The organism is Pasteurella sp. WM03 (assembly GCF_004570945.1).
Classification (GTDB): Bacteria; Pseudomonadota; Gammaproteobacteria; order Enterobacterales; family Pasteurellaceae; genus Rodentibacter.
This window is the reverse complement of the sequence record NZ_SPPO01000009.1, coordinates 38,156-52,801: the sequence shown is the minus strand read 5'-3', so window position 1 is coordinate 52,801 and position 14,646 is coordinate 38,156. Positions and strand designations below refer to the sequence as shown.

Sequence of the window (14,646 nt, the reverse complement as noted above, 5' to 3'; positions counted from 1 at the left end):
TGAAAGAATAAACTCCAAAAAGTTCAATTTTTTTCTTCATTTTTATAAGGAAAGCATTATGAAAAAAACACTTCTTGCTTTAACTGTTGCTGCATTCGTAGCCGGTTCAGCACAAGCCTACCAATTCAACATCAAAGAAACCGGCACCGATATTGATTTCAGTGGTTCTCTTCGTGTGAAGTGGGAGAGCACTTCCAATAAAACAAATTATGTGAATGGCGTGGAAACCAAAGAACATATTAATCACGCCGTCGATAACAACGGTTCACGTTTTGGCTTTAAGGTAAAACAAAATCTAGGCGGTGATTTTTATGCCTTAGGTCGTGTTGAATGGCGTTTCCGTGGTGAGGCTCCGTCACAGCATGATTTTGATCATATTTATACCCGCCAGCTTTATGCCGGTTTTGGGCATAAACAATTTGGTGAATTGGTTTATGGTAATATGACGACAATTACGGATGAAGTGAAGCAAACCGACTTACCAAACACCTATAGCTTATCCGATGGTTTATTAGATTCAGCTGCCCGCCGTGTACTTCAATACACTTATAGAGGTCACTATGGCGATAATAAAGTCAAATTTGGTGTGTATTACGGTGGGGCAAGTAAACGGGGTGATACCAATTTAGATTTGGATAATCGACGTAAAAATGTTTGGGGAACGGCATTTATTTTCAATCACAAAATTGATGATATTCAAAATTTTACCCTTGCAACAGGGTTTACCCGTGAGATTTCTGCAAACCAATCTATTTCCTCTTCATTTTCACAGAATGCTTATGCACTAGGTTTAGCTTACAATTTTGCCCACACTACCTATGGTTTAGATGTTGAGCAACAAGTAATAAAAAACAAAGCAGCGATTGGGAACAAACAAACCAAAAATGAAGTACGTGCTGTTATTCGTCAGGGTTTGAATGATGATTGGAATGTCTATGCGATGTATGCCTATAAAACGGACAAATTTGAACCGACCTCCGGTTTAGAGAACAAAGCGACAAAACGCCAATTTATGGTGGGAACCGAATATTATGTTTATAAACAAGGTTCGCTGAAACTAAAACCATTCTTAGAGTGGCAGGCAACACGCACGAAGTATGAAAATAGCAGTATTGATCGTAGCCGTGATTTAAAAACTGTCGTCGGTTTACGGGCATACTGGTAATCAAATTTACCGCTATCAAAGCGAGTCAGAAGTGGCTCGCTTTTTCTTTAGGATTGCAATTGCCTAAAATGCCCCCATAATACAGCACAAGCTAAAAGTACGGTAAAAATTCTCGGTATTATGTAACAAATGCCCAGAAATAGAAATTTCAACGATATGTAGGGACACACTGCGTGTGTCCGCATTTTAACATATTGAAATGATTTAACTTTATAACGGACACACGCAGTGTGTCCCTACAAGCTAACTCAAAAACAGATTTGTGCAACTGCTACATAATACCGAAAATTATTCATAAATCACTAAGTGATTTATTCATTCCTTTGGATCCGTTGGCAGAGCTAACGTTTAAAAAACTTTGTTTTTAGTGACCGCACTTTTTAGTTCACTTTAATAAGGAACAAAATATGAATGACACACAAGACAATGACAAACTTTATCGCTATCTTTTCCAAAATCGTGCTGTTCGTGGGGAATGGGTGCGTTTAAATCAAAGTTTTGTCGATACTTTAAACACTCATCATTATCCACAATCTGTACAGAATTTATTGGGTGAAATGATGGTGGCAACCACATTGCTTACGGCGACATTAAAATTTGAAGGCAATATTACCGTACAAATTCAAGGTGACGGTCCACTTCGCCTTGCATTAGTGAATGGCAATGATCAGCAACAAATTCGTGCCTTGGCTCGAGTAGAAGGGGAAATATCAACCGAAATGACCCTGCATGAAATGATTGGCAAAGGTGTATTGGTGATCACCATTGCACCGAAAGAGGGTGAGCGTTATCAGGGCGTCATTGGATTAGATAAGCCAACCATTACCGAATGTTTAGAGGATTATTTTGCCCGTTCCGAGCAGCTTCAAACCCAGTTAATTATTCGCACTGGGGAGTATGCAGGTAAACCTGTGGCTGCCGGAATGTTATTACAAATTATGCCTGATGGTGAAGGTTCGCCTGAGGATTTTGAACATCTTGCCACATTAGCGGCAACGGCAAAAGATGAGGAATTATTCGGTTTACCGGCGGAAGAAATGCTGTATCGACTTTATCACGAAGAAACGGTAGAAGTCTATGCGCCACAAGCCATTCAATTTTTCTGTGGTTGTTCGGCAGAGCGTTCCGGTGCCGCATTATTATTGATTCCTGATGCGGAGATTGATGAAATTTTAGAAGAACACAAAGGCAGTATTGATATGCAATGCGAATGTTGTGGTACTCATTATTTCTTTAATAAAGATGCTATCAGCGCGTTAAAATCAGTCGCACAAGCAGAGTAACCAACAAAAAAATCCCGAGAAATCGGGATTTTTTGAATCAAAAGTGCGGTCAAATCCTGCCGAGTTTTATTCAGTCGTGATCCATTCCACTTTCCAACTTCCTGTACCTTCAGGTACTAAAATTTTAGAGAGATAAGGCAGGAGCATTTTCATTTGATTTTCTAGCGTCCAAGGCGGGTTAATCACAATCATACCACTTGCTGTCATCCCCCGCTGATCGCTATCAGGGCGAACTGCCAGTTCAATTTTCAGAATTTTACGAATACCGCTTGCTTCCAATCCTTTAAAAATACGTTTAGTTTGTTGGCGTAGCACCACGGGATACCAGATAGCATAAGTGCCGGTAGCAAAACGTTTATAACCTTCCTCTATGGCTTTGACGACCAAATCATAATCTTCTTTAAGCTCATAGGGCGGATCAATCAATACTAATCCACGGCGTTCCTTTGGAGGTAAGGTTGATTTAACTTGTTGGAAACCATCGTCACTCTTTACAGTAATATTTTTAAATTCTTTAAAATTATTGCGTAAGAGCGGGTAATCGCTTGGGTGTAATTCTGTGAATAATGCACGATCTTGCGGGCGTAGTAATTGTGCGGCAATCATCGGAGAGCCGGCATAATAACGAAGTGCTTTTCCACCATAATTAAGGTTTTGGATTAGATCCACATAGCGGCTCACTTCTTCCGGCAAATCGCTTTGTCCCCACAAGCGACCAATCCCTTCTTTATATTCACCGGTTTTTTCCGATTCGTCTGAGGATAAACGATAACGTCCCACACCAGAGTGTGTATCCAAATAATAAAACCCTTTTTCTTTGAGTTTCAGATTTTCCAAAATGAGCATAAGCACAATATGTTTTAACACATCGGCATGATTGCCGGCATGGAAGGAATGACGATAACTCAGCATAGTTGTCCTTTTCGTTAAAAAGTGCGGTTACAAAAAACAAGTTTTTTGAATGTTGGCTTTTCCAATAGCGCCAAAGGAGTGAATAAAATTAACCGCACTTTAGTGATGATATAGCGTCACATTGCTGTTCAAACCGGATTTTTGTTTTATTCGTAGGGACACCGAGAGTATCCGTTTTAAAACCAAATCCCATAGCAACGTAATACTCTGATTAGAATAATTCTTCCGGTTGTGCAACCGGGGTGGCATCTTGTATTTTTCCTGTTCCACCGTTTAAGCGTTGTTGTAATTCAGGTGGTACGTAATAACCACGTTCCTTCATTTCGGCCACATAGGTTCGTTTTGGTTCTGTACCTACGATAAAGTATTCTTTCCGCCCACCGTATTCTGAAAGTAATCCGGAGTTACTGTCGATCGTTTTTTCCATAATATTTGGCGGTAAATTAAAGTTTCTTTCAGGGGTATCGGCAAGCGCAACTTTCATATAAGCGATCCATGCAGGCATTGCTGTTTTACCTCCTGATTCACCTCGGCCTAATACACGCTTATTATCATCAAAGCCGACATAGGTAGTGGTAACGAGATTTGCACCAAAACCGGCATACCAAGCCACTTTTGAACTATTTGTTGTTCCGGTTTTACCGCCAATATCACTGCGGTATTTCATTTCTTTTGACATCCGCCAGCTGGTTCCTTTCCAACTTAATCCTTGCTCTCCGTAAATGGCCGTATTTAATGCACTGCGAATTAAAAATGCTAGCTCTCCACTAATAACTCGTGGTGCATATTGCACTCTGGCACTTTCGTCTTTTGCATCAGCCATCAGATTAACCGCCCCCTCATTTAACACGCCACTCTGTGCTTGCAGTTCCGGCAAGTCAGGCACATTTTCAGGTTGAACATCTTCTTCCGTATCCGTGTTAGTATTGCCTTTTGCCACTTTTAAATCATCAGGTTTGGCAATATTCTGGAAGCCATCAATTTTGTCTTTTGTTTCACCGTAAATGACCGGAATATCGTGGCAGGTGATACAAGCAATTTTAGGATTTGCAATGAATAAATCCTTACCATTATTGTCTTGAATTTTTTCAATAATATAAGGGTCAATTAAAAAGCCACCATTATCAAATACAGCGTAAGCCCGTGCCATTTCAAGCGGAGTGAAGGAGGCTGCGCCCAAAGCAAGGGCTTCACTAGCAAAATATTGTTCACGCTTAAAGCCAAAACGTTGTAAGAAATCAGCGGTAAAACCAATACCAGCGGTTTGTAAGGCACGAATCGCAATCATATTTTTTGATTGTCCTAATCCTACCCGTAAACGCATTGGCCCATCATAGCGATCCGGTGAGTTTTTTGGATTCCATACCTTTTGCCCTGGTTTGGAGATCGAGATTGGGCTATCTTGTAACACACTGGAAAGGGTTAAGCCTTTTTCCAATGCGGCCGCATAAATAAAGGGCTTGAAGGAAGAACCGACTTGAACCAATGATTGTGTTGCACGGTTAAATTTGCTTTGCTCAAAGCTAAAACCACCTACTAATGCTTCAATGGCACCATTGTCGGAATTTAAAGAAACGAGAGCAGTGTTGGCTGCCGGAATTTGTCCTAAAATCCATTCACCATTATCACGTTGGCGAATCCAAATTTGTTCACCCGCTTTGACCGGTGATTTTCCTGCCCAACGCATCGCATTGCTTGAAAGGTGCATCGTTTGATTATTCGCTAGCAATAATTCTGCCCCATTTTTATTTAATGCGGTGACGGCCGCAGGAATAAAAGGATCTGAATTTGGAAGTTGTTTCAAGAAAGCAACGATACGTTCATGCTCCCATGCCGTCTCGCCTTTTTTCCACAACGGTGCACCGCCACGCCAACCATGACGCATATCATAGTTGATCAAATTATCACGCACGGCTTTTTGTGCTTCGGCTTGATCTTTGGAAAGGACGGTTGTGAAAACTTTATAACCGCGGGTATAAGCATTCTCTTCACCGAAACGTTTTACCATTTCTTGACGTACCATTTCCGTGACATAATCTGCCCTGAAATCAAATTTTGCACCATGATAGGTTGCGGTGAGCGGCTCTTTGAGCGCCGTGTTATATTCCTCTTTCGTGATGTATTTTTCATCAAGCATTCGTGCCAAAACAATATTACGACGCTCTTCAGCACGTTTTGGAGAATACAAAGGATTCATTGTTGAAGGGGCTTTAGGTAAACCTGCAATCATTGCCATTTCCGACAAAGTCAGCTCATCCAAGGATTTACCAAAATAGGTTTGTGCCGCTGCTGCAATACCATAAGAACGGTAGCCTAAGAAAATTTTGTTCAAATAAAGTTCAAGAATTTCCTGCTTGTTTAAGGCGTTTTCAATTTCAATGGCAAGCACCACTTCCCGAGCTTTACGTATAAGTGTCTTTTCCGGTGTTAGGAAAAAGTTACGTGCTAATTGTTGAGTAATCGTACTGGCACCTTGAGAAGCCCCACCATTGCTGAGTGCGACAAACAATGCTCGGGCAATACCTATCGGATCAATCCCATGGTGATCATAAAAACGACTATCTTCAGTGGCTAAGAAAGCTTCAATTAAACGTGGCGGTACGTTTTCTAATTTCACCGGAATACGACGCTGTTCCCCCACTTCTCCGATTAATTTTCCATCCGCCGTGTAAATCTGCATCGGTTGTTGCAATTCGACATTTTTCAACGTTTCTACTGAAGGTAATTCAGACTTTAAGTGGAGATAAAATACACCGCCCGCTACTAGCCCTAAAATACATAGGGTTAAGAGGCTACTAAATATTAATTTTGCGATCCTCATCGTAAAATTCTCTCTTGATTGATGATAATAAATAAAATCACATTATGATTTGGCTAATAAGTATAAAAGATTCACCGCCTAAATAATAGGAAAAGCATATGCCAATACCTTATAAAAAACGGCAAATAATACAAATTGGCGTTCATCAACAACGGGATCAATTTCAATTTGTTTGGTTGAACAGCCAAAATCAAGTCCAATCTTTTTCACTTCCGGACGATGAAAGGAATATTGAAGCCCAAGTCATGGCTCGTCTCGTGCAGGATTTTCCACAAACCCGTTTAAAATTACGCTGTGTAGGTTGTATTTTGCCTCATTTGATTTGGTCAAAAACCTTACTTTTACCTCATAGATTGAATGTGCAAGAATGTGAGCAACAATGTCGTTTTGTCCTACAAAAAGAATTGCCGATCCCTTTTGAAGAACTGTGGTTTGATTACATTTCAACACCGTTAAAACAAGGTTTTCGTTTAGAAATTTATGCCGTTCGCCGACAAGTGGCTCAGGAAACGCAAAAAATCTATGGACGCTTATCTCTCGATGTATTAGATGTCGCCTATCATGCCATTTTACGTACATTTCGTTTCCTTTTAGATGAAGAACAAGAGGATTCATTGTATTTATACCAAGATGAATGCCATTGTTTTGCTATCCGCCCCACCCCTCAAGGATTGCAGGTCTTACAAACACGGGAAAACTTAACCGCACTTTATACACAATTTTGCCAACGCTTTGAGGTTGAGATTGCGCATGTTTATGTATATCAAACGTCCGACACTGAACAAATAAATTTACCGGAAAATTGGCAACGGGTTACTATAAACTTGCCTTTTATAGCCTTAGGAAATGCGTTATGGCAAAGGGATTTACCTCAAAATAATGTTGATTTTTCGACCGCACTTTTAAATGAGAATCTTAATGAACGGCATTAATTTACTGCCTTGGCGGCTAGAGAAATATCGGCAATTGCTGTTTCTGTTTTGGCTCAAAACGTTTATCGTGTTGGGAATTGCTTTTTTGCTATATGTTGTACTGAGTTGGTTTCAACACCAACAAAAAGAGGCATTAAATGTGCAATTACAGCAGTTTGAACAACAAAAAAGTCATCTAACACAAACTGTCCAAAATATTGCCCAAATAAAACAGAGGATACACTCTTTAGCAGGGGGGCAAGCCATTGAATCTGATACGGTTGAACAAGTTTTGTCTTTGTTACCTCAATTTCCTTTTCAACAAGGTGAGCTGGAAATATTCAGTCTTAATGAAGAACGGATTCAGCTGAATGGTTTTTGTTTATCACAACAGGAATTTGAATTATTGCACGAATTTCTGAGTTCGCATTTCAGCACCGTTAAATTGACACAATTTAAAACAGAACAAGGGCGCTTGGTTTTCCAGTTTGATCTCTCCCTAGAAATAGTAAGAGGTGATAAATGAGACGTCTAATTAAACAGCGAATACCCTTTATTGAAAAGTGGTTGATATTGCCAAAAATGTATCATTGGGGCTTTTTTATCTGTTGTTTAGGTGCAGTCAATTTTTCTATTCTTTTGGAGGGCTGGAAAACTGAGCGGCAACGGCAAACATTAGCACAGGAAATCGCGCAGCAATCAATAGAATTAGCTCATCAAGACAAATTACTTTCCACTTTGAAAAAACATTCTAATCAGCACGAATTATCACCTCAGCTCACCAAGCAAATTGTCGCTTTAGATGAACAAATTCATCAATTAATGAGTAATGACATTGAACTGATCGTTTACCAATGGGATTTTTCCTCACGCCCGATTTTGCAGATTCAATTAGAAGGGCAATTTCAATATTTATATCATTTTCTTACCGCACTTTTAGTACAACAACGCTCACTTTCTTTCGTGCAACTTGCGATGGAAAAAGCAGAAAGTGGAAAGGTACAAAGCAACATTGTTTTACAACTTAAAAGGGAGGAATAAGGATGTTGAAAGCTCGTCATTTTTTAGAATTGGGTTGCCTACTTTTCAGCCTTAATGCGGTCGCCGCAGATCCCTTTGATCACACTCAACGCCAAACTGGGGAAAATAAAGTGAATCTCCCTAAAATAACAAAAGAAAAATGTGCGTTTAAAGAACCCTCCTTTGCCACAGAAAGTGCTTTTGAACAGCTGAAATTAGTGGGTGTAATACTTTACAAAAATAGACCGGAGGCGCTGTTTTTAGATCCTCAACAACAATTGATCATGGTTAAACAGGGTTACAGGTTAGGGCAAGAAGGGTATTTAGTACAGCAGATCGAAAAAAGTGGCATAACGTTATTGCGTTCAAAAGTAGGGCAATGTGAACAAACTACCCCCTTAGAACTTAAATTTTAGGAGAAAATATGAAGATATGGCTTAAAAAGTGCGGTCTCTTTTTACTAAGTTTTTATTGTGCCGATTTGTTTGCGGCAGAATTCGCGGATAATCAGATTTTTTCTATTCGATTGAAGCAAGCCCCTATGGTGTCTAGCCTACAAGAACTTGCGTTGGCACAGGGACGTAATTTAATTATTGATGACGAATTAGAAGGTTCGCTTTCATTACAATTAGATCATGTTGATTTTGAGCGGGTATTGCGTTCTGTCGCAAAAATGAAAGGGCTTTCCTTACGATTGGAAGATGGAATTCATTACTTAGGAAAAAAAACCTTGACTTCTACGGCAATGTCATCATTACCCACAGGGCAAGAGGTCTTGGATCACATAAAAATACCTTCCTCTCCCCTTGTGAATAAAACCATTAAACTTCATTTTGCGAAAGCCTCCGAAGTGATGAAATCACTTACGACCGGCAGCGGATCATTACTCTCTGCCGTGGGAAGTATTGCATTTGATGATCGGAGTAATGTATTGATTATTCAAGATGAGGCAAAATCCGTCAAAAATCTGGTAAAACTGATTGCTGAACTGGATAAACCCATAGAGCAAATTGCCATTGAAGCTCGTATTGTCACCATCACGGATGAAAGCCTTAAAGAGTTGGGGGTTCGTTGGGGCATTTTTTCACCGGCAGAAAATGCTCATCGTGTCAGAGGAAGCCTTGCGGCGAATGGTTTTGCGAATTTAACGGATAACTTGAATGTCAATTTTGCGACTAATATCACACCGGCAGGTTCGCTTGCATTACAAGTGGCAAAAATTAATGGGAGATTATTAGATTTAGAATTGACCGCCCTTGAGCGAGAAAACAATGTCGAAATTATTGCAAGCCCAAGGTTGCTGACCACAAATAAGAAAAGCGCCAGTATTAAACAAGGTACGGAAATTCCTTATGTGGTGACAAATGGCAAAAACGAGACACAATCCGTTGAGTTTCGTGAAGCAGTATTAGGGTTAGAAGTCACGCCACATATTTCGAAAGATAACAATATTCTGTTGGATTTATTGGTAAGCCAGAATTCACCGGGAAGCCGACTATCTTATGGGCAGCAGAATAATGAAGTGGTGTCCATTGATAAACAAGAAATCAATACGCAAGTCTTTGCGAAAGACGGAGAAACCATTGTATTAGGCGGTGTGTTTCACGATACGATCACCAAAGGTGTGGATAAAGTCCCCGTATTGGGCAATATACCGTTAGTCAAGCGATTATTTAGTAAGGAAACCGAGCGGCATCAGAAGCGTGAGCTTGTCATTTTTGTTACACCAAGGATTCTAAAACAAGGGGAAAGCTTAGAAGGGATAAAACCAAAAACAGAAACCCAATCAGGAAAATAAAAGTGCGGTTAAATTTTAGTGAATTTTTCCAATTTAGCTGTGTGCTATGTCAATCTCCATTAAAACTAGGGGCAAATGGCTTGTGTTCAAGGTGCCGGCGACAAATCCCTCAATATACCTACTGTGGCCGTTGTGGCGCACCTTTGCAATATGTTGCCGGTTATTGTGGAAATTGCTATCGTCATGCCTTTATTTGGGATCGGCTCGTGGTTATCGGGCGTTATGATGAGCCACTTTCCCATTTAATTCATCGTTTTAAGTTTCAAAAAAAATTTTGGCTTGATCGAACTTTAGCCCGTTTATTATTACTCGAGCTTTATGAGGCAAGGCGAATATACGGATTAACCTTTCCTCAAGCCATTATTCCTGTACCGCTCCACCACCTCCGCCAATGGCAACGGGGCTATAATCAGTCTGATTTATTAGCGAAAGTGCTCAGTCGATGGCTTAATATTCCTTGTTTATCCCATATTGTTAAGCGAGTAAAAAATACACCGACCCAACGTGGTTTAAGTGCAACAGCCCGTCGCCGAAACTTGAACAATGCGTTTAAAATTACTCTTTCATCTCCCTTTCCTTATAAGCGGATAGCACTTGTAGATGATGTGATTACAACGGGTAGCACGCTTAACGAAATAGCCACGTTACTACGTCAATTGGGTGTTCAAGAAATACAAGTATGGGGATTGGCACGTGTTTAATGAGATTGAGCGACAAAAAAGTGGAAAAAATACCGAGGTAGGCGTATCATCTGACAAATTTTCTCAAGTATTAAGGAAACTTTATGGAACAAATTGCTATTTCGGAAGCGGCACAGGCACATTTTCGTAAATTATTGGATACACAAGAAGAAGGCACGAATATTCGTATTTTTGTGGTAAACCCTGGCACGCCGAATGCAGAATGTGGGGTATCTTATTGCCCCCCGAGTGCAGTGGAAGAAAGTGATATTGAAATGAAATATAGTACGTTCTCAGCCTTTGTGGATGAGATCAGCCTCCCGTTTTTAGAAGACGCCGAGATTGATTATGTAACTGAAGAATTGGGAGCGCAGCTCACGTTAAAGGCACCAAATGCAAAAATGCGTAAGGTTGCAGATGATGCGCCTTTGATTGAACGTGTGGAATATGTCATTCAAACTCAAATTAATCCACAGTTAGCCGGCCATGGTGGAAAAATCACCCTCATTGAAATTACAGAAGACGGCTATGCCGTTTTACAATTTGGAGGGGGCTGTAATGGTTGTTCAATGGTGGATGTCACCTTAAAAGATGGAGTGGAAAAACAATTAGTCGGTCTATTCCCGAATGAATTGAAAGGGGCAAAAGATGTGACAGAACATCAACGAGGCGAACATTCCTACTATTAACAACACACCTCCCACCATAGACGGTGGGAAAATCAGTGAAAACAACCGCACTTTTACAACATTTTGAGTTGTTTTTAAGGACACACTATGTATGTCATTTTTTATAACTTGTTGAAATTGTTTTTTATAAAGGAAACGCAACGTGCGTCCGTTTTATTTTGCTAATCCCGTTAAGTGAAAGACTAATATTACCTATTCAATATTAAATAACGTGGTTAGTAGGGACACACTGCGTGTGTCCGTTATAAAATCAAATCATTTCAATATGTTAAAATTCGGACACGCACAGCGTGCCTCTGCAAGCAAACAAAAAATCAGTGTTGTCCTGCATAATAACAGAATCTTTTCAAAAATTGACCGCACTTTTATATCAGATCGAATTGTGTAAAGTGCGGTCGTTTTTATGAGCGTTTTAGTTCACCATTTTTTTCAGTTGATACAAATACGCCAACGCCTGTTTAGGGCTTAATTCATCAGGATCAAGTTTTTCAATTGCTGTTCGTAACGCTTCCATTTCTTGTTCAAAGACAAGCTCGCCTTGGTGTTGATGAGCTTCTCGCAAAGCTTGAATTTGTTGATCTGCTGCATGACCCGATATTTTTTCTAATTGTGTCAATTTTTGCTTCGCCAGTTTAATGACTTGTTGCGGTACCCCGGCTAAGGCGGCAACCGCTAAACCATAACTTTTGCTTGCCGCCCCTTCTTGTACACTGTGCATAAAAGCAATGGTGTTATTATGCTCAAGGGCATCTAAATGCACGTTCACAATGCCTGCAAATTGTTCCGGCAAAGCAGTTAATTCAAAATAATGGGTGGCAAATAAGGTGAGCGAACGGATATTTTTCGCCAGCCATTCTGCACATGCCCAAGCAAGGGAAAGCCCATCATAGGTAGAAGTGCCTCGTCCAATTTCATCAATTAATACCAAACTTTGTGCGCTGGCTTGATGAAGAATATTCGCCATTTCTGTCATTTCAACCATAAAGGTTGAACGACCGGAGGCAAGATCATCGGAAGCACCAATGCGGGTGAAAATGCGGTCAATCGGCCCAATTTTTGCCTGATCTGCCGGAACAAAACTTCCCATATACGCCATTAACGCAATCAAGGCGGTTTGACGCATATAAGTACTTTTCCCCCCCATATTAGGGCCGGTAATGATGAGTAAATGACGATCTTTATTGAGTTCAACCGGATTGGCGATAAACGGCTCTTTAAGCACTTGTTCCACCACAGGATGACGGCCGTTTTCAATCGTCATACTGATTTCATCACAGAATGTAGGCATCACATAGTTTAATCGGTCTGCACGTTCCGCCAAATTCACTAATACATCTAATTCCGATAAGGCAAGGCTTGCCAGTTGTAAAGCGCCTAAATGTGGGAGCAGTAAATCGAATAATTCCTCGTAAAGCTGTTTTTCCAACGCCAACGCCGCCCCTTTGGATTTCAGCACTTTATCTTCATATTCCTTCAGTTCCGGAATAATGTAGCGTTCCGCATTTTTTAAAGTTTGGCGGCGAACATAATGAATCGGTGCTTTATGAGCTTGCCCTTGGCTAATTTGAATATAATAACCGTGAACGGCATTAAAACCGATTTTTAAGGTATCGATCCCAGTATTGTCCCGCTCTCGTTTTTCTAGGTTTTCTAAATATTGAGTTGCACCGTTAGAAAGAGTTCGCCATTCGTCCAATTCTTCATTGTATCCTTGTGCAATCACCCCACCATCACGAATCAAAAGTGGTGGCGAGTCAATAATGGCACGTTGTAGGAGATCACACTGTTCACTAAAATCTGCGATCTGAGTAAAAAGTGCGGTCAAAAATGGCGGTGTTTTTTGCTGAATGATCGCTTGTAATTCGGGGAGTTGCTCCAATGCAGTACGCAAACGGGTGAGATCCCGTGGACGTGCCGAACGCAATGCCACTCGAGCCAAAATACGTTCCATATCCCCCACTTGTTTTAAATAGGGTTGTAATTCATCTACTAGATCAAAATTTAAAATTTCTGCAATCGCCTGTTGGCGTTGGCGAAGTTTTTGGGTATCCCGAATAGGTTGATGAATCCAACGTTTGAGCAAACGGCTTCCCATTGGGGTGACACATTTATCCAACACTGAAGCAAGCGTATTCTCTGTGCCACCGGCAAGGTTTTGAGTGAGTTCTAAATTGCGTCTTGTAGCAGCATCCAGTTGAATATAATCTTGATTTTGAATCACACTAATGCTGTTAATATGCAGTAAGGCAGTACGTTGAGTTTCTTTCGCATATTGCAACAAACAGCCCGCTGCACTTAGTCCAAGTGGTGATTTTTCTACGCCAAAGGCACGCAAATCTTTCGTGCCGAATTGGCGGTTGAGCTGGCTAATCGCCGTACCAAGTTCAAATTCCCAAATGGGGCGACGGCGTAATCCTTTACAATGTTCAATGATTGCCATTTCGCTGAAATCTTCGCAATAGAGCAACTCCACCGGAGCAATGCGTTGTAATTCCGCACGTAGCGTTTCTTTATTTTCAGGCTCACACAGTTGAAAAAGGCCGGATGTCATATCTAATGTGGCTAAACCAAATTGATCTTTTTCTTGATAGATGGCAGCAATTAAATTATCTTGGCGTTCCGGTAACAAGGCTTCATCACTCACTGTGCCGGGCGTTACAATCCGTACAATTTGGCGTTCTACCGGCCCTTTGCTTGTTGCCGGATCCCCCACCTGCTCACAAATAGCGACAGACTCACCCAACTGAACCAATTTTGCCAAATAACCTTCTATGGCATGATAAGGCACCCCTGCCATCGGAATGGGCTGCCCCGCAGATTGTCCCCGCTTGGTCAGGGAAATATCCAATAATGCTGCCGCTTTTTTCGCATCATCATAAAACAGCTCATAAAAATCCCCCATACGATAAAACAGCAAAATATCCGGATTTTCCGCTTTGAGTTTGAGATATTGCTGCATCATTGGGGTATGTTGTTGTAAATTTTCGTTTAAATTCATTATTTTTCTTCTTACAATTTATTGATATTAAATAATTTTTTAGATTTTCTCAGTTTTTATAATCTGTGTATACACAGTATCTCTAAGGTTAGTACAGCTATTTTATGAGTAATGAGACAAAAAAGGCAATATAACAAAAACGATTCAAACAATGAAACCTAAAATTTTGATAAAGCGGCTATTGGCAAGTATTCAGGTTAAAGTCACTTGTAAATATGGGAGGTACTTTCGCTAACTATAAGCGTACCATAACGACAAAAATTAACAGGAGCACTTTTATGATGTAGCTCTTAAGTAAGGAAATAGCTGAAGAATTGAAAATATTTGATTAATCAAATAAATTAGTATTAATTAAAGTAATCACTTTAT

Annotated in this window: 12 protein-coding genes; 9 read left to right on the top strand and 3 right to left on the bottom strand. The window is 40.4% G+C overall.

Annotation, left to right across the window (positions count from 1 at the left end; all coding sequences use genetic code 11):
* The first annotated feature begins 58 nt into the window (after window positions 1-58).
* Complete coding sequence (locus tag E4T92_RS09175) at window positions 59-1,165, top strand: porin (RefSeq protein WP_135094374.1); 1,107 nt, start codon at window positions 59-61, stop codon at window positions 1,163-1,165.
* Window positions 1,166-1,572: 407 nt separating this feature from the next.
* Entirely contained in the window at window positions 1,573-2,448 is an 876-nt protein-coding gene (gene hslO, locus E4T92_RS09170; RefSeq protein ID WP_135094373.1) for an Hsp33 family molecular chaperone HslO, read from the top strand.
* A 66-nt stretch (window positions 2,449-2,514) separates the two neighbouring features.
* Here the strand turns inward: hslO and E4T92_RS09165 are convergent, their stop codons facing one another.
* Window positions 2,515-3,360 (bottom strand): 23S rRNA (adenine(2030)-N(6))-methyltransferase RlmJ, encoded by an 846-nt coding sequence (locus E4T92_RS09165; protein ID WP_135094372.1) that lies wholly within the window; start codon window positions 3,358-3,360, stop codon window positions 2,515-2,517.
* 211 nt (window positions 3,361-3,571) lie between these two features.
* The gene (locus E4T92_RS09160) at window positions 3,572-6,181 is read right to left on the bottom strand and encodes a penicillin-binding protein 1A (protein WP_135094371.1); all 2,610 of its coding nucleotides are present in this window, start codon (window positions 6,179-6,181) and stop codon (window positions 3,572-3,574) included.
* Between the two features lie 98 nt (window positions 6,182-6,279).
* Between E4T92_RS09160 and E4T92_RS09155 the strand changes: the two genes are divergently transcribed.
* From E4T92_RS09155 to nfuA, 7 genes are all read left to right on the top strand, one after another.
* Window positions 6,280-7,113 (top strand): competence protein ComA, encoded by an 834-nt coding sequence (locus E4T92_RS09155; RefSeq protein ID WP_135094370.1) that lies wholly within the window; start codon window positions 6,280-6,282, stop codon window positions 7,111-7,113.
* Window positions 7,100-7,618 (top strand): hypothetical protein, encoded by a 519-nt coding sequence (locus tag E4T92_RS09150; RefSeq protein WP_135094369.1) that lies wholly within the window; start codon window positions 7,100-7,102, stop codon window positions 7,616-7,618. Before E4T92_RS09155 ends, E4T92_RS09150 begins: the two co-directional genes overlap by 14 nt.
* Window positions 7,615-8,133, top strand: coding sequence for a hypothetical protein (locus E4T92_RS09145; protein ID WP_135094368.1), 519 nt, complete (start codon window positions 7,615-7,617; stop codon window positions 8,131-8,133). Before E4T92_RS09150 ends, E4T92_RS09145 begins: the two co-directional genes overlap by 4 nt.
* A 2-nt stretch (window positions 8,134-8,135) precedes the next feature.
* Window positions 8,136-8,528, top strand: coding sequence for a pilus assembly protein PilP (locus E4T92_RS09140; protein WP_135094367.1), 393 nt, complete (start codon window positions 8,136-8,138; stop codon window positions 8,526-8,528).
* Between the two features lie 8 nt (window positions 8,529-8,536).
* Window positions 8,537-9,910 (top strand): type IV pilus secretin PilQ, encoded by a 1,374-nt coding sequence (gene pilQ / locus E4T92_RS09135; protein ID WP_135094366.1) that lies wholly within the window; start codon window positions 8,537-8,539, stop codon window positions 9,908-9,910.
* 2 nt (window positions 9,911-9,912) lie between these two features.
* Window positions 9,913-10,611, top strand: a complete 699-nt coding sequence (locus E4T92_RS09130) for a ComF family protein (protein ID WP_135094365.1) — start codon at window positions 9,913-9,915, stop codon at window positions 10,609-10,611.
* Window positions 10,612-10,694: 83 nt separating this feature from the next.
* Window positions 10,695-11,279 carry a Fe-S biogenesis protein NfuA gene (gene nfuA, locus E4T92_RS09125; protein WP_077542657.1) on the top strand — a complete coding sequence of 195 codons (585 nt, stop codon included), beginning with the start codon at window positions 10,695-10,697 and terminating at the stop codon, window positions 11,277-11,279.
* Between the two features lie 412 nt (window positions 11,280-11,691).
* Here nfuA and mutS read toward each other — a convergent pair whose 3' ends face one another.
* Window positions 11,692-14,277, bottom strand: a complete 2,586-nt coding sequence (gene mutS, locus E4T92_RS09120) for a DNA mismatch repair protein MutS (protein WP_135094364.1) — start codon at window positions 14,275-14,277, stop codon at window positions 11,692-11,694.
* Window positions 14,278-14,646: the final 369 nt, after the last annotated feature.